Origin of the sequence: Azospirillum oleiclasticum (assembly GCF_013423485.1) — a bacterium.
GTDB classification, from domain to species: Bacteria; Pseudomonadota; Alphaproteobacteria; order Azospirillales; family Azospirillaceae; genus Azospirillum; species Azospirillum oleiclasticum.
Window position 1 is genome coordinate 1 of record NZ_JABFFR010000021.1, and the last position, 21451, is coordinate 21451.

General features: G+C 67.7%; 21 protein-coding genes. 13 read left to right on the forward strand and 8 right to left on the reverse strand.

Going from position 1 to position 21451, the window contains the following annotated elements; genetic code table 11:
- Positions 1–546 precede the first annotated feature (546 nt).
- Together guaA and HL658_RS20275 are read right to left on the reverse strand one after the other, a co-directional pair.
- The gene (gene guaA / locus HL658_RS20270; protein WP_180284432.1) at positions 547–2097 is read right to left on the reverse strand and encodes a glutamine-hydrolyzing GMP synthase; all 1551 of its coding nucleotides are present in this window, start codon (positions 2095–2097) and stop codon (positions 547–549) included.
- Between the two features lie 115 nt (positions 2098–2212).
- Positions 2213–2764 (reverse strand): GNAT family N-acetyltransferase, encoded by a 552-nt coding sequence (locus tag HL658_RS20275; protein WP_180284433.1) that lies wholly within the window; start codon positions 2762–2764, stop codon positions 2213–2215.
- Between the two features lie 149 nt (positions 2765–2913).
- Between HL658_RS20275 and HL658_RS20280 the strand changes: the two genes are divergently transcribed.
- Positions 2914–3063: an aa3-type cytochrome c oxidase subunit IV gene (locus HL658_RS20280; protein WP_180284434.1), complete on the forward strand. Its 150-nt coding sequence runs from the start codon at positions 2914–2916 to the stop codon at positions 3061–3063.
- An 8-nt stretch (positions 3064–3071) separates the two neighbouring features.
- Here the strand turns inward: HL658_RS20280 and HL658_RS20285 are convergent, their stop codons facing one another.
- Together HL658_RS20285 and ndk are read right to left on the reverse strand one after the other, a co-directional pair.
- Positions 3072–3560: a hypothetical protein gene (locus tag HL658_RS20285; protein WP_180284435.1), complete on the reverse strand. Its 489-nt coding sequence runs from the start codon at positions 3558–3560 to the stop codon at positions 3072–3074.
- Positions 3561–3730: 170 nt separating this feature from the next.
- Positions 3731–4153: a nucleoside-diphosphate kinase gene (ndk, locus tag HL658_RS20290; RefSeq protein WP_180284436.1), complete on the reverse strand. Its 423-nt coding sequence runs from the start codon at positions 4151–4153 to the stop codon at positions 3731–3733.
- A gap of 192 nt (positions 4154–4345) precedes the next feature.
- Here ndk and HL658_RS20295 point away from each other — a divergent pair, with 192 nt between their 5' ends.
- From HL658_RS20295 to HL658_RS20305, 3 genes are all read left to right on the forward strand, one after another.
- The gene (locus HL658_RS20295) at positions 4346–6235 is read left to right on the forward strand and encodes an ABC-F family ATP-binding cassette domain-containing protein (RefSeq protein ID WP_180284437.1); all 1890 of its coding nucleotides are present in this window, start codon (positions 4346–4348) and stop codon (positions 6233–6235) included.
- Positions 6232–6903 (forward strand): exopolysaccharide biosynthesis protein, encoded by a 672-nt coding sequence (locus HL658_RS20300; RefSeq protein WP_180284438.1) that lies wholly within the window; start codon positions 6232–6234, stop codon positions 6901–6903. The genes HL658_RS20295 and HL658_RS20300 overlap by 4 nt, the downstream gene beginning before the upstream one ends.
- Positions 6904–7046: 143 nt before the next feature.
- Positions 7047–7658 (forward strand): class I SAM-dependent methyltransferase, encoded by a 612-nt coding sequence (locus HL658_RS20305; protein WP_180284439.1) that lies wholly within the window; start codon positions 7047–7049, stop codon positions 7656–7658.
- Positions 7659–7670: 12 nt separating this feature from the next.
- On the opposite strand, the gene HL658_RS20310 is transcribed toward HL658_RS20305, so the two are convergent.
- Positions 7671–8432, reverse strand: a complete 762-nt coding sequence (locus tag HL658_RS20310) for an SDR family NAD(P)-dependent oxidoreductase (RefSeq protein ID WP_180284440.1) — start codon at positions 8430–8432, stop codon at positions 7671–7673.
- A 120-nt stretch (positions 8433–8552) separates the two neighbouring features.
- Here HL658_RS20310 and HL658_RS20315 point away from each other — a divergent pair, with 120 nt between their 5' ends.
- Together HL658_RS20315 and gmk are read left to right on the forward strand one after the other, a co-directional pair.
- On the forward strand, positions 8553–9419 hold the full coding sequence (locus HL658_RS20315) for a YicC/YloC family endoribonuclease (protein ID WP_180284629.1): 867 nt from the start codon (positions 8553–8555) through the stop codon (positions 9417–9419).
- Positions 9420–9430: 11 nt separating this feature from the next.
- Positions 9431–10096: a guanylate kinase gene (gene gmk, locus HL658_RS20320; protein WP_180284631.1), complete on the forward strand. Its 666-nt coding sequence runs from the start codon at positions 9431–9433 to the stop codon at positions 10094–10096.
- On the opposite strand, the gene rsmA is transcribed toward gmk, so the two are convergent.
- Entirely contained in the window at positions 10071–10919 is an 849-nt protein-coding gene (gene rsmA, locus HL658_RS20325; protein ID WP_180284630.1) for a 16S rRNA (adenine(1518)-N(6)/adenine(1519)-N(6))-dimethyltransferase RsmA, read from the reverse strand. The genes gmk and rsmA overlap by 26 nt on opposite strands.
- A gap of 1 nt (position 10920) precedes the next feature.
- Entirely contained in the window at positions 10921–11775 is an 855-nt protein-coding gene (locus HL658_RS20330) for an alpha/beta fold hydrolase (RefSeq protein ID WP_180284441.1), read from the reverse strand.
- 146 nt (positions 11776–11921) lie between these two features.
- Here HL658_RS20330 and HL658_RS20335 point away from each other — a divergent pair, with 146 nt between their 5' ends.
- Positions 11922–14312, forward strand: coding sequence for a penicillin acylase family protein (locus HL658_RS20335; RefSeq protein WP_246337743.1), 2391 nt, complete (start codon positions 11922–11924; stop codon positions 14310–14312).
- Positions 14309–15523 carry a threonine ammonia-lyase gene (locus HL658_RS20340; protein WP_180284443.1) on the forward strand — a complete coding sequence of 405 codons (1215 nt, stop codon included), beginning with the start codon at positions 14309–14311 and terminating at the stop codon, positions 15521–15523. The genes HL658_RS20335 and HL658_RS20340 overlap by 4 nt, the downstream gene beginning before the upstream one ends.
- Positions 15524–15527: 4 nt before the next feature.
- On the opposite strand, the gene HL658_RS20345 is transcribed toward HL658_RS20340, so the two are convergent.
- The gene (locus tag HL658_RS20345) at positions 15528–16007 is read right to left on the reverse strand and encodes a flavin reductase family protein (protein ID WP_180284444.1); all 480 of its coding nucleotides are present in this window, start codon (positions 16005–16007) and stop codon (positions 15528–15530) included.
- A gap of 184 nt (positions 16008–16191) precedes the next feature.
- Between HL658_RS20345 and HL658_RS20350 the strand changes: the two genes are divergently transcribed.
- From HL658_RS20350 to HL658_RS20370, 5 genes are all read left to right on the forward strand, one after another.
- Entirely contained in the window at positions 16192–17280 is a 1089-nt protein-coding gene (locus HL658_RS20350; protein WP_180284445.1) for a flagellar motor protein MotB, read from the forward strand.
- Positions 17281–17465: 185 nt separating this feature from the next.
- Entirely contained in the window at positions 17466–18899 is a 1434-nt protein-coding gene (locus tag HL658_RS20355) for a circularly permuted type 2 ATP-grasp protein (RefSeq protein ID WP_180284632.1), read from the forward strand.
- Positions 18896–19918 (forward strand): alpha-E domain-containing protein, encoded by a 1023-nt coding sequence (locus HL658_RS20360; RefSeq protein ID WP_180284446.1) that lies wholly within the window; start codon positions 18896–18898, stop codon positions 19916–19918. The genes HL658_RS20355 and HL658_RS20360 overlap by 4 nt, the downstream gene beginning before the upstream one ends.
- Before the next feature lie 42 nt (positions 19919–19960).
- Positions 19961–20701 carry an arginyltransferase gene (locus HL658_RS20365; RefSeq protein WP_180284447.1) on the forward strand — a complete coding sequence of 247 codons (741 nt, stop codon included), beginning with the start codon at positions 19961–19963 and terminating at the stop codon, positions 20699–20701.
- A gap of 192 nt (positions 20702–20893) precedes the next feature.
- Positions 20894–21433: a TRAP transporter small permease subunit gene (locus tag HL658_RS20370; RefSeq protein WP_180284448.1), complete on the forward strand. Its 540-nt coding sequence runs from the start codon at positions 20894–20896 to the stop codon at positions 21431–21433.
- Positions 21434–21451 lie beyond the last annotated feature (18 nt).

Here is a 21451-nt window from a genome sequence, read left to right on the forward strand (position 1 = left end):
TCCGAATGTGTCAAACCAGTTGGCGCGCTACACGCCCGCGCGCTGGCCGCCGGCTACACGCCACGGCATGTGTCGGAGACGCTGGGCATCGGCATGGACGCCCTGCGCAACGCCTGGAAGGAGGCGGAGGATTTCCGCTACCGGACCTATTGGGAATACCAGTCCATGATCGCCGAAGCCCGCGCTCGGCTCCGGCGCAACAACGCCTATGTGCTGCCGGCGGCGCTGGTGCCGGACTGGCAGAAAGCCATGTGGGAGCGGATGGAGGCGGCGGTGTCGCGCCCGGCCCCCACCCCGACCCTCCCCCATCTGACGACGGGGAAGGGAGAAGAAAAGGCCCTCCCCCGCGCAGTGGGGAGGGGTTTGGGTGGGGGCCCGACGCGACCACTCCCCTCAACCCCGTGCGACACCCCCGTCGCACGTCCGTCCACGAACGATTCTAACCAACCCACTGAAAACACGGAAAAATCCCCCGCTCACACCCATGCGACACCCCGGCACCCCCGCCGAAAAGCGTCGCACGATGTCGCACGGAGCCCGACCGCCTCACTCCCACTCGATGGTGCCGGGCGGCTTGCTGGTGATGTCGTAGACCACCCGGTTCACGCCCCGCACCTCGTTGACGATGCGGTTCGAGACGCGGGCCAGGAACTCGTGCGGAAAATGGTACCAGTCGGCGGTCATGCCGTCGGTCGAGGTGACGGCGCGCAGCGCCAGCACATGGTCGTAGGTCCGGCCGTCGCCCATCACCCCCACGGTGCGCACCGGCAGCAGCACGGCGAAGGCCTGCCAGATGGCGTCGTAGAGGCCCGCGTTGCGGATCTCCTCCAGATAGATGGTGTCCGCCTTGCGCAGGATCTCCAGCTTCTCCGGGGTGATGTCGCCGGGGATGCGGATGGCGAGGCCGGGGCCGGGGAACGGGTGGCGCTTCACGAAGCTCTCGGGCAGCCCCAGCTCGCGCCCCAGCGCGCGGACCTCGTCCTTGAACAGCTCGCGCAGCGGCTCGACCAGCTTCAGCTTCATCCGCTCGGGCAGGCCGCCGACGTTGTGGTGGGACTTGATGGTGACGCTGGGACCGCCGGTGAAGGACACGCTCTCGATCACATCGGGGTACAGCGTGCCCTGGGCCAGGAAGCCGGCGCCGCCGACCTTGTGCGCCTCCTCGTCGAACACGTCGATGAAGGTGGCGCCGATGATCTTGCGCTTGGTCTCCGGATCGGTGACGCCGGCCAGCTTGCCGAGGAACAGGTCGGCGGCGTTCCGGTGCACCAGCGGGATGTTGTAGTGGTTGCGGAACAGGCTCACCACCTCCTCCGACTCGCCCGCCCGCATCAGGCCGGTGTCGACGAAGATGCAGGTGAGCTGGTCGCCGATCGCCTCGTGGATCAGCACCGCGGCGACCGAGCTGTCGACGCCGCCGGACAGGCCGCAGATCACCCGTTCCTTGCCGACCTGCTCGCGGATGCGGGCGATGGCGGCCTCGCGGAAGGCGGCCATGGTCCAGTCGCTGGTGCAGCCGGCGACCCGGTGCACGAAGTTGGCGAGGAGCTGGGCGCCGTGGGTGGTGTGCACCACCTCCGGATGGAACATCGTTCCATAGAACTGCCGGGCCTCGTCGGCGCAGACGGCGAAGGGCGCGCCCTCGCTGGTGGCGACCACGCGGAAGCCGGGGGGAAGCTCGGTGACCCGGTCGCCGTGGCTCATCCACACCTGCTCGCGGGCACCCACCACCCACAGCCCGTCGAACAGGGCGCAGGGCTCCTTCACCTCCAGATAGGCGCGGCCGAACTCCTTGTGCTCGGAGGCGGAGACGGTGCCGCCGAGCTGGTGGCACATGGTCTGCTGCCCGTAGCAGATGCCCAGCACCGGCACGCCCAGCGTGAACACCGCGTCGTCCGCCCGCGGCGCCCCCGGCTCCAGCACCGAGGCGGGGCCGCCGGACAGGATCACCGCCTTCGGCGCGAAGGCCCGGATACGCTCCGCCGTCATGGCATAGGGGTGGATCTCGCAATAGACCCCGGCCTCGCGCACACGGCGGGCGATGAGCTGGGTGACCTGCGACCCGAAATCGAGAATGAGGACGCGTTCCGCGGACATGGCTCGGCACCGGCTTTTTGTGAAGCCGGTTTCATGGCCCCAAGACCAGACGGGGTCAACCCGAAAAAACCCCCGCCACGGCGGGGGCGCCATGCGGGCATCACGCCCCGCCCCATCACGCTCCAGCCGACATCCGCGCCAGCGGGTGCAGATCCTGCCAGCCATAGGCGATCTCAACCAGCGACGAGCCGGCGAACTGGATCGGCCGCTCGGCCGCCCGCGCCCCGCCCATCCGCTCGTAGAACCAGCGCGCCGGGTTGTCGCGGAGACACCAGACGCAGGCGGTCCGCGTGCCGTGCTCCAGAAGCCGGTCGGCCATGGCCGCCATCAGCCGGCGGCCGATGCCGGTGCCCTGCACCTCGTCCAGCAGGTAGATGGCGTAGAACTCACCGCCGAAATCCGGAAAACCGCCCCGGCGCGGTCCGCAGGTGGCGAATCCGACCACCGCCCCGCGCGCGTCCACCGCCACGAAGGTGCCGTGGCCGGGCTCGCGCGTCAGCAGCAGCCCCGACCAGCGGCGCGCCGCCTGATCCTCCGACATGCCGACCAGGAAGCTGGCCGGCACCAGGCCGGGGTAGGTGGTGCGCCAGGTCGCCACATGCACATGCGCGATGCCCGGCGCGTCGGTCGGCTGTGCTTCCCGGATCACCGTGTCGGATGCGCTCATCGCTGCCCTCCCGACTGGAACAGGAACCACCATGATCCCGCCCGCCGCCCCGCTTGTCCAGCCGCCCGCAAGCTCCACTGGACAGCACCCCCCGACTCCCCTAAATCTCGGACAAAAGCGTCACAGGGTCACAAGGGAAGAGGGACAACATGGCCAGCGTCACCCACACCGACAGCGCCCAATCCGACGAGCTGCTGCGCGAGCACCGGGCGGACTGGATCGCCTTCACGCAGTTCGTGAAGTACGGCTCCGTCGCCGTCGCCGTGCTGCTCGTGCTGATGGCGTTCTTCCTGCTGTAACGGCAGGATCACGCGTAGGGCAGCGCCTCGCCGTCGTCGGCCGGGGCGCGCCCGAGCAGCAGATCGCGCATATCGATCGTCAACTCCTCCATCATGCCCTCCCATTCCGGCTGGGGCTGCTGGACACCCAGCATGATCTGGGTCGCCAGATGGACGAGCGACGCACGCACGCACTCGCCCGGCGGGAAGTCCAGATCCAGCGTGTCGCGCAGGAACACACCGAGCTGGTCGGCGGCGTTCCAGGGATGGACGGTCAGCGTGTGGAAGCCGCTGGTGCCGAGGAACACGGCGTTCAGCGCGCTGGCGAGCTGGTAGATGTCATCCACCGCGTCGTCCTGCGAGACCCGCCCCTCCGCCGCGTCGCGGAAGGCGGCCAGGCAACGGTCGACATAGCCGCGCACCAGAAGCTCCACCACCCGTTCGTCGGCCAGGTCGTTGGCACCCTGCAGCGGCTTCAGGAAGGAGATGACGATCGGCTGCGAGTCGAAGGAAGCCATGGGCCGGGTGTCCTGGAAACTGTTCGTCCGGCAATCGGCACCGGCACCGCCCCACCCGAATACTCCACAAAGCCGGCACTGTCCACGCCGCGGCGGACACCCCGCAAACGACGAAGGCCGCCCCTTCCCAGGAGCGGCCCTCACCGGAACGGCGTCGGTGCGGCGAAGCGTCAGCCCACCAGCTCCAGGCCGCTGAAGAAGAAGCGGATCTCCTCGGCGGCCGTCTCCGGCGCGTCGGAGCCGTGCACCGAGTTGGCCTCGATCGACTCCGCGAAATCCTTGCGGATGGTTCCGGCCGCGGCGTTGGCCGGGTTGGTGGCGCCCATGATCTCGCGGTTGCGGGCGATGGCGTTCTCGCCTTCTAGCACCTGCACGACGACCGGGCCGGAGATCATGAACTCGACGAGGTCCTTGAAGAAGGCGCGCTCGGCGTGGACGGCGTAGAACCGCTCGGCCTGCTCCCGGCTCAGCCGGATGCGCTTCTGCGCGACGATGCGCAGGCCGCCGTCTTCGAACCGGGCGTTGATCTTGCCGGTCAGGTTGCGGCGGGTCGCGTCGGGCTTGATGATCGAGAGGGTGCGTTCGACGGCCATGGACGTGTGCTCCTTGCGGAAGGCGCCCCGTGTTGGGTTGACGATGGCATCGGGGGCGCCGAATTGCGCGGCGTTATATCCGCGGTCTTGCCCCGCGTCTACCCGACAATGGCGACATTCGGTGGACGCAGGGGCCAATTCCGGCGGCAACCCTTCAAAACCGCCGCGTCCTCTGCTACATCGGCCGGTGATATGCTTCACATAAACGATCTGACGTTCCGCTACGGCGGACGGGTGCTCTTCGACCAGGCCACCGCCGTCGTGCCCAAGGGGCACCGGGTGGCGCTGGTGGGCCGCAACGGCACGGGCAAGAGCACGCTGCTGAAGCTGATCGCCGGCCAGCTCACGGCCGACGGCGGCTCCATCACCCTGCCCTCGGGGATGAGGATGGGCATGGTGGCGCAGGAGGCGCCGTCGGGCGCCACCAGCCTGATCGACACCGTGCTGGCCGCCGATACCGAACGCACCACCCTGCTGGCGGAGGCGGAGACCACCACCGACCCGCTGCGCATCGGGGAGATCCATACGCGGCTGGCCGACATCGAGGCGCATTCGGCCCCCGCGCGGGCCGCCCAGATCCTGTCCGGCCTCGGCTTCGACCACGAGGCGCAGCAGCGCCCCTGCTCCGACTTCTCCGGCGGCTGGCGCATGCGCGTGGCCCTGGCCGGCGTGCTGTTCGCACGGCCCGACCTGCTGCTGCTGGACGAGCCGACCAACCACCTCGACCTCGAAGCCACGCTGTGGCTGGAGAGCTATCTGAAGAACTACCCGCACACGATCCTGATCGTCAGCCACGACCGCGACCTGCTGAACTCGGTGCCGACCACGACCATCCACGTCGATAACGGCAAGCTGGTCAGCTACGCCGGCGGCTACGACCAGTTCCTGCGCACCCGACAGGCCAACATCGAGCGGCTGCAGTCGATGGCCGCCAAGCAGGAGGCGGCGCGCAAGCACATGCAGTCCTACGTGGACCGCTTCCGCTTCAAGGCCAGCAAGGCCCGGCAGGCGCAGAGCCGCCTGAAGGCGCTGGAGCGGCTGGAGCCGATCGCGCTGGTGCAGGACGACGACACCATCGCCTTCAACTTCCCGCAGCCCGATGCGCTCGCCCCGCCGCTGATCGCACTTGAGGACGTGGCGGTCGGCTATGACGGCAAGCCGGTGCTGAAGCGCGTGTCGCTGCGCATCGACATGGACGACCGCATCGCCATGCTGGGCGCCAACGGCAACGGCAAGTCCACGCTGGTCAAGCTGCTCGCCGGGCGGCTGGAGGCGATGGGCGGCACCATGCGCCGGTCCGGCAAGCTCAAGGTCGGCTATTTCGCCCAGCACCAGCAGGACGAGCTGGACCTGTCCATCACCCCGATCCAGCAGATGCAGCGCATCCTGCGCGACGTGCCGGAAACCAAGGTCCGCGCCCATCTCGGCCGTTTCGGCTTCCCGCAGACCAAGGCGGAAACGCGCATCGGCGACCTGTCCGGCGGCGAGAAGGCGCGGCTGCTGCTGGCGCTGATGAGCCGCGAGGCGCCGCACATCCTGATGCTGGACGAGCCGACCAACCATCTGGACGTGGACAGTCGAGAGGCGCTGATCGAGGCGATCAACGGCTACGAGGGTGCCGTCATCCTGATCAGCCACGACCCGCACCTGATCGAGCTGACCGCCGACCGGCTGTGGCTGGTCAACGGCGGCACCTGCAAGCCTTACGACGGCGACCTCGACGACTACCGCCGCATGCTGCTGGAAGCGGCCCGCGCTGATCGGGCGGACGCCCGCGGCGACACCGGTCCCAGCCGCAAGGACCAACGCCGCGCCGCGGCGGAGGCGCGCGCCCAGCTCGCCCCCCTCAAGCGCAAGGCGACCGACGCGGAGTCGCAGGTCACCCGGCTGGCCGCCGACCGGAAGACGATCGAGGCGAAGCTGGCCGACCCCGCCCTCTACGACGGGCCGCCGGACGCGCTCAAGAAGCTCCAGATCGATCTGGGCGCCATCGACAAGCGCCTTTCGGCTGCTGAGGAGGCCTGGTTGGAAGCACTCGAAGCCTACGAGTCGGCCGCCGCGGACGCGGGGGTGCCCGCGTGACCGCCCCGGTCCCCGGCGATGGCGTCTTCTACGACGAGCCCGCCGCCGCCAGCCGTCCCGGCCCGGAACGCACCTCCGACGTGCTCACCCGCTTCCTGGCGGAGTTGCCGGACGGGCGGGTGACCATCGGCGATCTGATGCGGGCGCTGGGCGACCGCTCGCTCGGCACCGTGCTGCTCGCCCTGTCGATTCCCACCGTGTCGCCGGTGCCGCTCGGCGTGTCGGTGCTGTTCAACCTGCCGGTCCTGCTGTTCAGCATCCAGCTTCTGTTCGGCCATGGGGACGCGGGGCTGCCCGGCTGGCTCAGCCGGCGCTCGGTGGCGCGCTCCACGGCGGCACGCATGATCACCGCGGTGCTGCCGCGGCTGACCGGGATCGAGCGGACGCTGCAGCCGCGCCTGCCGGCCCTGGCGCGGATCGACGGCCAGCCCTGGTTCCCGCTGCTGATCTTCGTGCTGGCCCTGGTCGCCTTCGTGCCGTTGCCGCTGATGGGCTGGCTGCCCGGATTCGCGCTGGTCTTCCTGGCGCTGGGGCTGATCGAGCGCGACGGCGCCGCCGTCGGGTTCGGGCTGGCGCTCGCGGCCGGGGCCGTGCTGTTCGCCAGCGTGCTGGTCAGCGGCCTGTCCTACGCCGGGCACGAGCTTCTGACGGGGACGACCGATCCATGACGGTTCCGTGACCGGCACCGGTTGCGAGGCTCCGAGTATTCATCCATAAGACGTGTGGGTATCAGCGGTTCGGGACTACGGAGGGGTTTTGCGTGTTCACCCCGCGTGGCAATCGATCAACAACCTGCGGCGAAAGGCCGGACATGACGCGATCGGAACTCACCACCGCCATCAAGAAGCGGAAAGTGGGCAAGAAGCCCCCGGCGGCCTGGATCTTCCTGCAGCGCTGGGCGGCCAACCCGGTGACGATGGGGTCGGTCTGTCCGTCCGGCCCCGGCCTGCAGAAGCTGGTGCGTGAGAATCTGATCTGCGGTGCGGACGAGGTGGTGGTGGAGTTCGGCGGCGGCACGGGCGCCCTGACCAAGGCGATCCTCGACGGCGGCATTCCGGACGAGCGCGTCTACACGGTGGAGATCGACAGCAAGCTCGCCGGTTACCTGCGCGGCATCTACCCCCGCGTCAACGTGCTGCACGGCGATTGCCGCCACATCGACCGCATGCTCCCGACGAACCTGATCGGCAAGGTCGGCACGCTGCTGGTCGGGCTGCCCATGGTGATCCTGCCCAAGCGCATGCAGGCGGAGATCGTGGACGCCATCTTCCGCGTGATCCCGGAGGGGCGGCGCTTCCTCCTCTTCACCTACTCCTTCACCTCGCCGCTCGACATGAAGGCGCTGGGCCTGAAGGGCACGCGGCTCGGCTGGACTCCGGTCAACTTCCCGCCGGCCTATCTGTGGGGCTACAGCCGGGCCTGATCCCACCCCCGGTCACGGCTTCTTCGGTGCAGCCCGGAGAAGCCGGTCGGTCAGCCCCGGCGGCAGCGCGGCGAGCAGCCACACCGCCGCCGCGGTCGGCCATGGGAAGGCGATCCGCCCCCGGTTGCGGGCAAGGCGCGAGCGGATGATCCGCGCCGCCGTCTCCCCGTCCATCAGGAAGGGCATCGGGAACGGGTTGCGGGCGGTCATCCGGCTGCGCACGAATCCGGGGCAGACGACCGAGACCTCAACCCCGTCGGCGGCCAGTTCGCCGCGCAGCGCCTCCCCATAGACCCGTACCGCCGCCTTGCTGGCGCTGTAGGCCGGCGCCCCCGGCATGCCGCGGAACCCCGCCAGCGACGACACGATGGCGATCTGCCCGCGCCGCCGCTGCCGCATGGCCGGCAGCAGCGGGTGGATGCTGTTCAGCACACCGGTGAGGTTCACGTCGAAGATGAAGCGCGCCTGCTCCTCGGTCTCGCCGGCCCGTCCGGTGCCGGCCGACACCCCGGCGTTGGCGATCAGCAGATCCACCGGCGCCGCTTGGTCGACCCCGAGCAGCCACTCCGCCATGCCCTCCCGGTCGGTCACGTCGATGACTGCGGCCGTCACCGCGGCCCCCTGCCCCCGGCACGCGGCCGCCACCGCCTCCAGCCGGTCCCGGTCCCGCCCGGTCAGCGCCAGCGCGATGCCCCGTGCGGCGTAGAGACGCGCCAGCGACTCGCCGATGCCGCTCGACGCCCCGGTGATGACGATCGACCCAGGCTCCCGCATGACGATCCCCCCGCTCCCCTTGTTGCTCAGACGATGGGCAGACTGTAAGTTGCCGCTCCATCGCTCCCCAAGACCTTGTTGCCGAGGCCGACCGTGACCGCCAAACGCCCTGTCGCCAGCATGACCGGATTCGCTCGGACCGACGGCCATGGGGACGGCTATTCCTGGACGCTGGAAGCCAAGAGCGTCAACGGACGCGGTCTGGACATCCGCTGCCGCATGCCGACCGGCTTCGACGGGATCGAGGCGATCGCCCGCGCCGAGATGCCCAAGCGCCTCGCGCGCGGCAATGTCAACCTGACCCTGTCGGTGACCCGCACCGCCGGCGTGTCCCAAGTCCGCATCAACCGCCCGCTGCTGGCCGAAGTCATCGCGCTCGCCCGGGAGATCGAGGGCGCCGGTGCCGCCCCGCCCCGGCTCGACGCGCTGCTCGCCATCCGCGGCATCATCGAGCCGGTGGAGGAGGACGAGACCGAGGCCCGCGGCCGCATGGAGGAGTCGGTCCGCGCCGACCTCGCGCGCCTCATCGACGAGCTCGCCGCCGCCCGCGTTGCCGAGGGCAAGCGGCTGGCCGAGGTCCTCGCCGGGCATCTCGCGGAGATCGAGCGGCTGGTCGGGCTGGCCGCCTCCTGCGCCTCGACCCAGCCGGCCGCGCTGCGCGATAAGTTGCGGGCCCAGGTGATGGCCCTGCTCGACGCCATCCCCGCCATGGCGGAGGAGCGGCTGGCGCAGGAGGCAGCCCTGCTGATCGGCAAGGCCGACGTGCGGGAGGAACTGGACCGGCTGCGCGCCCACATCCAGGCGGCCCGCGACATGCTGGCGGAGGGTGGGGCCATCGGCCGCCGTCTCGATTTCCTGTGCCAGGAGTTCAACCGCGAAGCCAACACCCTCTGCTCCAAGTCGGCCGACGTCGAGCTGACGCGAATCGGGCTGTCGCTGAAAGCGTCGATCGAGCAGTTCCGCGAGCAGGTCCAGAACATCGAGTGAGCGAGCGCATCATGGCCATCCCCACCTCCCCCTTCGCCGCCGTCCCACGGCACATCGGCCGCCGCGGCCTGATGCTGGTGCTGTCCTCGCCGTCGGGCGCGGGCAAGACGACCATCTCGCGCCGTCTGCTCGACCGCGACCCGGGCATCACCATGTCGGTGTCGGTGACCACCCGCCCCATGCGGCCGGGGGAGGTGCCGGGCACCGATTACTACTTCGTGGACCAGCCGGAGTTCAAACGGATGGCCGAGGGGCGCGAGTTGCTGGAATGGGCCAACGTCTTCGGCAATTTCTACGGCACCCCCCGCGGCCCGGTGGAAGGCGCCCTGCGGGAGGGGCGCGACGTGCTGTTCGACATCGACTGGCAGGGTACGCAGCAACTCGCGGAGAACGCCCGCGACGACCTCGTCAGCATCTTTGTCCTGCCACCGTCGGCGGCGGAGCTGGAGCGCCGTCTGCGCGCCCGAGCACAGGATTCGGCCGAGGTCATCGCCCACCGTATGGCGAAAGCCAGTGACGAGATGAGCCACTGGGCGGAGTACGATTACGTCATCGTCAACCACGACGTGGACGAGAGCGTGCTGTCCGTGCAGTCCATCCTGCGCGCGGAGCGGCTGCGCCGCCGACGGCAGATCGGCCTGTCCGACTACGTCAAGACGCTCCAGTCCGGGCACTGACCGCCCGCGCCAGGGCGGCGAATCCGGCCACCGGCACCTCTTCCGCCCGCGCGGTGCCGTCCAGCCCGGCTTCGGCCAGCAGCGCCTCCGCGTCGCCCAGTGGCTTCAGGCTCTGCCGCAGCATCTTGCGGCGCTGGCCGAAGGCGGCGGCGGTGACCCGCTCCATGGTCTTCCAATCGGCCGGCTCCGGGTCGGGACGGGCGGTGAACTGCACGACGGTGGACTCGACCTTCGGCGGCGGCGTGAAGGCCTTCGCCGGCAGGTTGAACAGCACCTTCGCCTGCGCCCGCCATTGGGCGATCACCGACAAACGGCCGTAGCTCTTGCTTCCCGGCTGCGCCACCAGCCGGTCGGCGACCTCCTTCTGGAACATCAGCGTCAGCCCGGCGAACGCATCGATGCGCTTCAGCCAGCCGAGCAGAAGGGGCGTCGCCACGTTGTACGGGAGATTGGCGACGATCGCCCGCGGGGCAGGAACAAGCTCGACCGGGTCCACCTCAAGCGCGTCGGCCTCCACGATGGTCAATCGGCCGGCGGACGCCTCGACAACATCCTGAAGGGCCCTGACAAAGCGGCTGTCCCGTTCCACCGCCACCACCGCTGCGGCGTCGGTCGCCAGCAACGCGCGGGTGAGCCCGCCCGGACCGGGCCCGACCTCCACCACCGTCACGCCGCGCAGATCCCCGGCCGAGCGCGCGATTCGGCCGGTCAGGTTCAGGTCGAGCAGGAAGTTCTGGCCCAGCGACTTGCGGGCATCGAGACCGTGCCGGGCGATCACGTCGCGCAGTGGCGGCAGGGCGTGCGGGTCGAACACGACGATGATCTCAGCCCTCCGCGTTCAGGAACTGGGTGACGACGCCGATCTGCGAGTCATCCATGAGGGCCGGCGCATGGCCGACATGAGCGAATTCCGCCACGCGCGCCTTCGGACCCCGGGTCGCCATCTCCTCCGCCGTCTCCGCCAGCAGGATGTCCGAATCGGCGCCGCGCAGCACCAGCACCGGGCAGGTGATGCGATCCCACAGCGGCCACAGATCCACATTGCCGATCGGCTGTGCCTTGAAGGGTACGGCGATGCCGGGATCATAAGCGAGGCCGAAGCGCCCGTCCGGCCGCCGTCGGGCGCTGTGCTCCGCCAGATGGCGCCAGCATTCGTCGCTCAGCCTCCCGAACCCCATCAGCACGAAGCGCAGATAGGCCTCGACTCCCGCAATGTCCTCCAGCACCGGGTCGCGACCAACGTAATCGGCGATCCGCTCCAACCCCTCCTTCGGGACGAGTGGACCGACGTCGTTGATGACGAGGCGGCGGATCGGGGAGTTCGGCTGTGCCGCCAGCATCATGCCGATCAGCCCGCCCATGGAGGTGCCCACCCAATCGACCTGCTCCACCCCAAGCCGCCCGATCAGCACCGCCATGTCGGCAAGATACTGCGGGTAACCATAGAGCGCCGGGTTCGCAAGCCAGTCGCTCTTGCCGCGCCCGACCACGTCCGGGCATGCGACCCGGTGTGTGTCCGCGAGCTTCAGCGCCAGCGCATCGAAGTCGCGGCCGTTCCGGGTCAGCCCATGCGCGCAGACCACCGTGCGGTCGGCATTCTCGCGCCCCCACTGGGTGTAGGCGATCCTGTGGAAGCCCACGGCGCTGAGCCCGAGCACGCTGCGCTGCGAATAGGGCATCCCTGACTCCTCCCCGACCATGCGGACCATCGATCGGCACCATGATAGGGATGGTGCACGCCGCGGTACAGCCTGTGGCAATCGGTCCACGCATCTCCATCTATCAGGGCCGGCGGAATGGATGGGATCAGAGGAGCCCCGACAGCATGACCAGGCGGACATTGACCGTGACCGCGGCTCTGCTGGGCACCCTGTTGTTTCTGGCCGTCGCGGTTCCCTGCGCCTTGCTGCTGTGGATGCGCGCCGAGGTTCCGTCCGGCCGGGGCACACTGTCCATGCCGGGCCTGTCGGCGCCGGTGGAGGTGCTGCGCGACCGCAATGGCGTGCCCCACATCGTGGCATCAAACCTCGGCGATGCGTACTTCGCGCTCGGACATGCGCACGCTCAGGACCGCCTGTTCCAGATGGAGTTCATGCGGCGGGTCGGGGCCGGCCGGGTCGCGGAGGTTGTGGGCACACGCTTCGGCAGTTGGGCGGTCGATATCGACCGCATGATGCGGACGCTCGGCCTGTACCGCCGCACCGAGTCCAGCCTCGGCGCGCTGCCGCCGGAAACACGCACCGCGCTCGACCGCTACGCCGCCGGCATCAACGCGTATCTCACCACGCGACGCGAGGCCCTGCCCATCGAGTTCCAACTCCTGCGGCTGGAGCCGGAGCCATGGAGTCCGGCCGACAGCCTGGTGTGGGGCAAGCTGATGGCGCTCCAGCTCTCCGGCAACTACCGGGAGGAGTTGCGCAACGCCCGTCTCCTCCGGACGCTTCCGCCCGAGCGGATCCGCGACCTCTACCCCGAAGCCCCGGCCGACTCGCCGGTGACGCTCGCATCCGAGCTGCGCGGACTGTCCTTCGACCACGCGCTGGCAACCCTGCCCGACCTTGGGCCGGATCTGGCGTCCAACGAGTGGCTGGTCGATGGGCGTGGTACGGCGACGGGCAAACCGATCCTTGCCAACGACCCGCATCTGGGGTTGGAAGCGCCCATCCTCTGGTACCTCGCGCGCATCGTCACACCGGAGCTGACCATCGCCGGGGCCACCGTGCCCGGCGTGCCGATGCATGTGCTCGGCCACAACGGCCATATAGCGTGGGGCTTCACGACCACCCACAGCGACACACAGGACCTGTTCATCGAGCGCATCGATCCGCTGGATCCCGCCCGCTACCTGACGCCTGACGGGTCGGAACCCTTCCGCACGCGGCAAGAGGTGATCCGCGTTGCCGGACAGCCGGACCTGACGATCACCGTGCGGGAGACTCGCCACGGTCCGGTGATCTCCGACGTGGATGGCAGCGCCGGGGCACCGGCCGGGCATGTGATCGCTCTTGCCTTCACCGGGCTGGCGGACGACGACACCACGGCCGGCGGTCTGCACCGCCTGAACCTCGCCCGCAACGTGGCGGAGGCGTCCGCTGCGCTGTCCCTGCACAAGGCTCCCCAGCAGAACGTCGTCTACACCGACAGCAAAGGCACCACCGCCTTCATGGCTCCGGCGCTGGTGCCGATCCGCCGAAAAGGCGACGGCCGCACCCCGGTGCCGGGATGGACCGGGGAGTATGATTGGATCGGCACAATCCCCTACGACGAGTTGCCCCGCGCCCTCGACCCACCATCCGGTCGGATCGTCAACGCCAACAACCGGGTGGTCGGCCCCGACTATCCCCACCGGCTGGCGAGTGAGTGGCCGGACCCCGTGCGTGCCCGCCGGATCGGCCAGATGCTCGACAGCGATACGCCGCTGTCGGTCGAACGTGCAGCCATCCAGCAGATGGACGCCGTTTCCCTGCACGCCCGCGCGATCCTCCCGGTGCTCCTGACCACCAGGCCCGGCAACGAGCGGGAGGCGCAGGCGCTCGCTTTGCTGCGGTCGTGGGATGGCACCATGGCCCGCGACCGCGCGGAGCCGCTGATCTACGCGTGGTGGCTGCGCGAGCTGGTCCGACGCCTGACCGCCGACGAGTTGGGCGAGCTGTTCCCAGCCTACTGGGACTTGCGCGCCGAAGCGGCGCGCCACATGCTGACGGAGGCGCAAGGCTGGTGCGACGATGTGTCCACGTCGGCGAGTGAGACCTGCGCCGACGCGCTGTCGGCATCCCTCGCCACGGCGCTGGCGGCAATCACGAAAAGGCATGGGAACGACATGTCCGGCTGGTCCTGGGGGCTGGAGCACAAGGCGGCCCTGAACCATCGCCTTCTCGGGCGCGTTCCCGTTCTCGGGTCGCTGTTCGATCTGTCCGTCGCCACCGACGGCGATGCCCACACGGTCAACCGTGGGACCACGAAGGTTGCCTCGAGCGATGCTCCCTTCTCCCACGTCCACGGTCCGGGTTTCCGCGCGGTCTACGACCTCGCCGATCTCGACAACTCCCGCTTCGTGATCGCCACGGGCCAGTCGGGCAATCCTTTGTCCCCGCATTGGGGCGATTTCGTAACGCTGTGGGCCAATGGCGGAGCGGTGACGCTCGCGGGCGACGCCAACCAACTGCGCGCCAGCGGCGCCACGCGCCTCCTTCTCACCCCGGAACCGCAGCAATGACCGTAACACTTGCCGACATCGAGTCGGCGGCCCGCCGGATCGACGGCCACCTGCCGCTCACCCCGGCGGAAGAGGCACCGCGCCTGTCGGAAGCAGCCGGCTGCTCGGTCTTTCTGAAGCTGGAAACGCAGCACCGCACGGGGGCCTTCAAGGAGCGCGGCGCGCTCAACAAGCTGCTGTCGCTCGGCCCCGACGAGCGCGCGGCCGGCGTGGTCGCCATGTCGGCCGGCAACCATGCCCAGGCGGTGGCCTGCCATGCGACACGGCTCGGCATCCGCTCGACCATCGTGATGCCGGCCTTCACCCCTTTCACCAAGGTGGAACGGACGGAGGCGCTGGGCGCCACCGTGCTGCTGAAGGGCGAGACGTTGAGCGACGCGGAGGCCTTCGCGCATGAGCTGGCGGCGCGCGAGGGCTGCCTGTTCGTCCATCCCTACGACGATCCTCTCATCATCGCGGGTCAGGGCACCGCGGGACTGGAATTCCTGCAGCAGGTGCCGGACCTCGATGCGCTCGTGATTCCGGTCGGCGGGGGCGGCCTGATCGGCGGAGTCGCGGTAGCCGCCAAGGCGCTGCGACCGGGCATCACGGTCATCGGCGTGGAATGCGCCTTCTACCCCTCCATGCGTCAGGCGCTGGCGGGGGAGCCGGTTCGGTGCAGCGGAGCCACCATCGCCGAGGGCATCGCGGTCAAGGCACCGGGCCGTCACACTCTGGAGATCGCAAGACGGCTGGTGGATGAGATCCTGCTTGTGGACGAGGTGGCGCTGGAGCAGGCCGTCTATCAGCTCGCCACCGTGCAGAAGCTGGTGGTGGAGGGAGCCGGGGCCGCCGGCCTCGCGGCCGTCATGGCCGAACACGCGCGCTTTGCCGGACAGCGCGTCGGCATCGTGATCAGCGGCGGCAACATCGACGCCCGCATCCTGTCCCAGGTGCTGGTGCGCGGGCTGGTGCGTGAAGGGCGCGTGGTGCGGCTGCGCATCGGCCTTGCCGACGTACCCGGCGCCCTCGCCACCGTTACCCGGCTGATCGCCGATGTCGGAGCGAACGTCGTGGAGGTCCACCACCAGCGCCTGTTCCAGGATGTGCCCGTCAAGATGGCCGAGATCGACGTTATCCTGGAGACCCGCGGCACCCGCCACCTCGCCCAGATCACGGACACGCTGACGACCGCCGGCTTCCCGACGGAACTGATGTCGGACGTGTCGTAGGTCCTTACGAGGCCAGTTCGGCGTAGGCGCCCCGGTAGTACAGCAGCGGGCGCCCGTCACGCGACGTCAATCCCTGCACCCGCCCGACGATGATGATATGGTCACCGGCGTCGTGCATCGCCTCGCGCGTGCAATCCAGTGTGGCGAGGCAGCCGTCGAGGATTGGCGCACCGGTCACGCCGGTGGTGACCGACAGCCCTGCGAAACGATCCTGCAGCGCACTGCGCGAGAAGCGCACCGACAGTTCTTTCTGGTCCTCCGCCAGCACATTCACGGCGAAGCTGTCGGCGGATGCCAGCGCATCGAAGGACTGCGCCGCCTTGCCCAGGCAATAGAGCACCAGTGGCGGATCGAGCGAGACGGAGGAGAAGGAATTCACGGTGACGCCCACGGCGTGACCATCCGCCGATACAGCCGTGATCACCGCGATGCCCGTCGCGAAGCAGCCCAGCGCGCTGCGGAATTCCCGCGAATCGAAGTCCATCCTGCCCACGCCCATCGCAGCCATCGAAGTCAATGGCGGGATTAAAGCAAGGGTCCGGAGGGCGCAAGCCGAATCCAGGCGCGACGCATCCCGGTCTCCGGTGCAAGCAGTGTTAAAGGGATATTAATCAACACAGCCAATCATCACGCCACCAATACCGACCTCAGGGCCGCGCGTTCCGACCATGGCAGCCAATCCGGGCGGCACCGAGCAGCCGATCATCATCAAGAAGAAGAAGGGCGGTCACGGCGGCCATCACGGCGGTGCGTGGAAGGTGGCCTACGCCGATTTCGTGACGGCCATGATGGCCTTCTTCCTGCTGCTCTGGCTCCTGAACGTCACGACGTCGGACCAGCGCAAGGGCATCGCCGATTATTTCGCCCCGGTCAGCGTCAGCCGCGAGAGCTCGGGTTCCGGCGGCGTCTTGGGAGGGCAGACCATCACCTCCCCTGGCGCGCAGATTTCCCCCTCCTCGCCGGTGTCGGCGGACGTTCCGGTGCAGGGTCAGCCGGGCTTCGCATCGCGCACCACCGACGATCCGCTCGACCCGACCGAAGAGAACACCCCGAAGCCCGGCGAGGGTCCGGGCCAGAATTCCGCCCAGGGCCAGGCGGAGCAGAGCGGCAGCGAGACGCGCCGCGCGTATCAGGAGCGTCTGGAGGCGACGGCCAAGCAATTGGGCATTCCCGGCCAGAAGCCCGGCGAGCGGCTGTCCGATTTCGCCGAGCGGGTCGAGGAAGCCAAGGACAAGCTGATCGACGCGCAGACGGAGGCGAAACGGTTCCAACAGACCGCGACCGAGATCCGGCAGGCCATCCAGTCCGTGCCCGAGCTTGCTCCGCTCGCCCAGAACCTGATCATCGACCAGACGCCGGATGGTTTGCGCATCCAGATCGTCGACCAGGATCGCGTGTCGATGTTCCCCGGCGGCTCCAGCCAGATGTTTCCCCAAACCCGCCAGCTCATCTCCCAGCTCGCCAAGGCATTGGGTAAATTGCCCAACAAGCTCTCCATCAGCGGGCACACGGACGCGACCCCGTTCCCGGCCGGATCCAACCGCGACAACTGGGATCTTTCGGCCGAGCGGGCCAACGCTATGCGCCGTGCGCTGGTTACCGACGGCATTCCCGAGTCCCGCATACAGGACGTGGTCGGCAAAGCGAGCCGCGATCTCCTCGTTCCCGATCAGCCGGGATCACCGCGCAATCGCCGCATCTCCATTGTGCTTTTGCGCGAAGCGCAGGCACCGGCTGCACAGCCGGGACGCAGTTGAGCGACGATGCGTGCAACCAACGTCAAAGTGCCGTTGCGTCGCACAATGGCGCCTGTTTGGACCTGTTCAAACCCGACGAAATCTGGTTCATACTCGCCGTCTCGTCATTGCCCGGAACGCAAGCGGAGCCGGGTCGGACAGCGGGGGGATCGGTGAGCGCAACCGCGTCAAGGCCTAACGATATCCTGGCCGATTACGATCAGGGTCTGTATTATGATGAATTGTTCGGTCTCCGCGACGCCCCGGTCGATCATACGGCTTTGATCAGGCAGCGGCTGTCATCCCTGGACTTCGAGGATTTGCGTCGTCGCCTGCAGGATGCCGAACGTGAACTCTACAATCTCGGCATCACCTTCCTCGTCTATTCGAACAAGGATGCGGTCGATCGCATCCTTCCCTTCGACGTCATTCCGCGCGTCATCTCGGCGAAGGAGTGGGCGCATCTGGAAGCGGGCATCAACCAGCGCGTGACCGCGTTGAACCTCTTCCTCAAAGATGTCTATCACGACCAGAAGATCCTGAAGGACGGCGTCATTCCGGCGGAACTGGTGCTCGGCAACGCCAACTACCGCCCGCAGATGATCGGGCTGGACGTGCCCTTCGACACCTACATCCACATCATGGGCGTGGATTTGGTGCGCGACCGGCACGGCACCTTCCGGGTGCTGGAGGACAATGGGCGCGTTCCGTCCGGCGTGTCCTATGTGGTCGAGAACCGGCACATGATGCAGCGGGTGTTCCCCGACCTGATGCAGGACATCGGCATCCGCCCGGTGGACAATTACGGCCACAAGCTGCTCGAGGCGATGTACGAGATCGCCCCCCACCAGAACGATCCGCAGGTGGCGCTGCTGTCGCCGGGCACCTACAACTCAGCCTATTTCGAACACATCTTCCTTGCGCGCGAGATGGGCGTACCGCTGGTGGAGGGTCGCGACCTTGTGGTCGATAACGACCGCGTCTACATGCGGACCACCGACGGGTTGGCGCGGGTCGATTCCATCTACCGCCGCATCGGCGATGACTTCCTCGACCCCAAGGCCTTCAATCCGGACAGCCTCCTCGGCGTGCCAGGCATCATGGAGGCCTACCGCAAGGGCAACATCGCGCTGGCGAACGCCATCGGCACCGGTGTGGCTGACGACAAGGCCGTCTATTGCTACGTGCCGCGGATGATCAAGTACTACCTGGATCAGGAGGCGATCATCCCGAATGTTGACACCCGCATCTGCCGCGAGGGCGACGCGTTGCAATACACCCTCGATCACCTCGAAGAGCTGGTGATCAAGCCGGTTGGCGAAGCCGGCGGCTACGGCATCACCATCGGGCCCCGCGCCACCAAGGCGGAACTCGATGACTGCCGCGCCAAACTGCTGGCGGACCCGTCCAACTACATCAGCCAGCCGGTGGTGGATCTGTCGGTATGCCCCACCGTCACGCCGGACGGGATCGAGCCGCGCCATGTGGACCTGAGGCCGTTCGCGATCACGGGAAAGAGCACCTGGGTGCTTCCCGGCGGACTCTCGCGGGTGGCCATGAAGAAGGGCACGCTGATCGTCAACTCGTCCCAGGGGGGCGGGTCCAAGGATACCTGGGTCCTGGAGGGAACCGCGCCGTGAGCCTGCTTGCCCGCTATGCCGAGTGCATCTTCTGGATGGCGCGCTACATGGAGCGCGCCGAGAACCTCGCGCGCATCCTCGACGTCCAGGAGACCTTCGCCCGCGACACCCGTGGGGCCACCAATTGGCTGTCGGTGGTGCAGCTCAACGGCGACGAGAAGAATTTTTTCAGCCGGTACGACAAGGCGAATGCGGAAAGCGTCCTGCATTTCTATATGCTCGACCCGCAGAACATGAACTCGCTCATCTTCAACATCCGGGCGGCGCGCGAGAACGCGCGGACGCTGCGCCCTTGGATCTCGACGGAGATGTGGGCGCAGATCAACGTCTTCTACAACCGCCTGAACGAGCTTTCGCCACGTGACGTGCAGATGCCGAACCTGAGTCGCGCCTGTTCCTGGATCAAGGAGGCATGCCAGACCCACACCGGCATCACGGAGGGCACCTTCTACCGTGACCAGGGTTGGTATTTTTATCAGCTCGGCAAATACATCGAAAGGGCGGACCAGACGACCCGGCTGCTGGACATCAAATACCACACGCTTCTGCCGTCCCCGATGGACGTCGGCTCGACGCTCGACGTCAGTCAGTGGACGACCGTGCTCCGCTCGGCGGCAGGCTATCACGCTTTCCGTCGTGTCTACCCGCGCGGCATGACGCCGGCGACGGTTGCCGGCTTCATGCTGTTCAATGAAGGCTTCCCCCGATCGGTGGTGATGTGCGTCCGGCAGATCGACGGCGTGCTGACTCGCCTGCGTTCGCGGTACAACCTGCGCCGTGGATCGGAAGCGATGGAGCGCCTTGACGAGCTGCAGGCGGCCCTGCTCTCCCGCCCGATCGAAGCCGTCATCCGGGATGGTCTGCACGAATACCTGGACTGGATCCAGCAACAGCTCAGCGGGGTCACGGACGGGATCGGCCGCGCCTTCTTTGGTCAGGACGACCTGATCCCTTCCGATGCGCTGGACGTCGTGAACGGGCCGGCCCAAACTCAAGTCCAGACGCAGTCAAACATCTGACGGACCATACCCCGAGGGTTAAGGGGCCAGAGAGACCACGGCATGTCGATCATCCAGCCGCTCCACCGCCCTCTCCAGCAGTTCTACCGCTCGGGGCCGATGCCTTGCCCCTACCTGCCAGGGCGGGTGGAGCGCAAGCTGTTCACGCGGCTGTCCAACCCCTTCGCGGCAGAGGTGAACTCCACCCTGTCGCGAGCCGGCTTCCGGCGCAGCCATGATATCGTGTACCGGCCGGTGTGCCCGTCCTGCAGCGCCTGCGTGCCGGTGCGAATTCCTACCGCCGCCTTCCAGCCGTCCCGATCCCAGCGCCGGGTGGACCGCGAGAATCAGGGCCTGTCCTTCACCGAAGTCGCCGCCCATGCCACCACCGAACAGTTCCGGCTGTTCACTGCCTATCAGAACTCCCGCCACGGTGATTCCGACATGGCGCGGATGTCGATGGCGGACTTTGCCGCAATGATCGATGAAGGACGCGCCGAGACCAGCCTCTTCGAGTTGCGGGAGGCCAGCGGACGTCTGATCGGTTGCATGCTGGTCGATCGGCTGGGTGACGGCTTCTCAGCCGTATACAGCTTCTACGATCCTCGTCAGCCCCGACGGAGCCTTGGAACCTTCCTGATCATGAGCCTGATTCGGCGGGCCTGCGCCGTCGGGCTTCCATATGTCTATCTTGGCTATTGGATCGCCCACAGTCGGAAGATGGCCTACAAGGCCAAATTCAGGCCGTTGGAAGCGCTGGGAACCGAAGGTTGGTTCATCATGCCGGACGATAGCGCACGATAGCCGGCGGCTTTCTCACGACCTCATACAAACGCTTGCATCTTACGTGTGGCCAGCCGAATATCCGCGCCAGCTGCCAACGTTCGGCGCTGCAACCATGCGCTGTACGAACCGGTTGGGAGACCGGCGGTTGCTCAACGAAACGAACAGGGAGACGGACGGCTGCGGCCGCTCCGGAGCGTCACGGAGGTTTCTTTGGGAATCCTGCTCAAGGTGAGCGGGCTTATCGATGCGCTCAATGAGGCGGTCGGCAAGCTCGTGTACTGGCTCGTCCTGGTGGCCGTCTTGGTCAGCGCCGGCAACGCCACCATTCGTTATACCCTCGACACGAGTTCGAATGCCTGGCTCGAATTGCAGTGGTACCTGTTCTCGGCCGTGTTCCTTCTTTGCGCCGGCTACACGTTGCTGCGCAATGAGCACATTCGCATCGACATCGTCATCAGCCGCTTCTCCAAACGCACGCAGGTCTGGGTCGATATCATCGGCACCATTTTCTTCCTGATGCCGATGGCGATCTTGATCATGGTGCTGGCGTGGCCGCTGTTCATGGACAGCTATCGCATCCATGAGCTGTCGAGCAACGCGGGCGGCCTGTTGCGCTGGCCGGTCAAGCTGCTGTTGCCGGCCGGCTTCCTCCTTCTGGTGCTCCAGGGTGTCTCCGAGCTCATCAAGCGCGTCGCGTTCCTGATGGGACTGCGCGATGAGCCTGGCGAGAAGATGCACGGGCATTCCTGAAGGGGGGAGGACGATACC

What these genes read in the sequence shown, in the direction of transcription:
- HL658_RS20310 (WP_180284440.1), bottom strand. Translation starts at nt 8,432, where the DNA reads ATGCGGGAGCCTGGGTCGATCGTCATCACCGGGGCGTCGAGCGGCATC.
- HL658_RS20335 (WP_246337743.1), top strand. Translation starts at nt 11,922, where the DNA reads ATGACCAGGCGGACATTGACCGTGACCGCGGCTCTGCTGGGCACCCTG.
- HL658_RS20305 (WP_180284439.1), top strand. Translation starts at nt 7,047, where the DNA reads ATGACGCGATCGGAACTCACCACCGCCATCAAGAAGCGGAAAGTGGGC.
- HL658_RS20350 (WP_180284445.1), top strand. Translation starts at nt 16,192, where the DNA reads ATGGCAGCCAATCCGGGCGGCACCGAGCAGCCGATCATCATCAAGAAG.
- ndk (WP_180284436.1), bottom strand. Translation starts at nt 4,153, where the DNA reads ATGGCCGTCGAACGCACCCTCTCGATCATCAAGCCCGACGCGACCCGC.
- HL658_RS20285 (WP_180284435.1), bottom strand. Translation starts at nt 3,560, where the DNA reads ATGGCTTCCTTCGACTCGCAGCCGATCGTCATCTCCTTCCTGAAGCCG.
- HL658_RS20315 (WP_180284629.1), top strand. Translation starts at nt 8,553, where the DNA reads ATGACCGGATTCGCTCGGACCGACGGCCATGGGGACGGCTATTCCTGG.
- HL658_RS20330 (WP_180284441.1), bottom strand. Translation starts at nt 11,775, where the DNA reads ATGCCCTATTCGCAGCGCAGCGTGCTCGGGCTCAGCGCCGTGGGCTTC.
- HL658_RS20295 (WP_180284437.1), top strand. Translation starts at nt 4,346, where the DNA reads ATGCTTCACATAAACGATCTGACGTTCCGCTACGGCGGACGGGTGCTC.
- HL658_RS20275 (WP_180284433.1), bottom strand. Translation starts at nt 2,764, where the DNA reads ATGAGCGCATCCGACACGGTGATCCGGGAAGCACAGCCGACCGACGCG.
- HL658_RS20340 (WP_180284443.1), top strand. Translation starts at nt 14,309, where the DNA reads ATGACCGTAACACTTGCCGACATCGAGTCGGCGGCCCGCCGGATCGAC.
- gmk (WP_180284631.1), top strand. Translation starts at nt 9,431, where the DNA reads ATGGCCATCCCCACCTCCCCCTTCGCCGCCGTCCCACGGCACATCGGC.
- HL658_RS20280 (WP_180284434.1), top strand. Translation starts at nt 2,914, where the DNA reads ATGGCCAGCGTCACCCACACCGACAGCGCCCAATCCGACGAGCTGCTG.
- HL658_RS20345 (WP_180284444.1), bottom strand. Translation starts at nt 16,007, where the DNA reads ATGGACTTCGATTCGCGGGAATTCCGCAGCGCGCTGGGCTGCTTCGCG.
- HL658_RS20365 (WP_180284447.1), top strand. Translation starts at nt 19,961, where the DNA reads ATGTCGATCATCCAGCCGCTCCACCGCCCTCTCCAGCAGTTCTACCGC.
- guaA (WP_180284432.1), bottom strand. Translation starts at nt 2,097, where the DNA reads ATGTCCGCGGAACGCGTCCTCATTCTCGATTTCGGGTCGCAGGTCACC.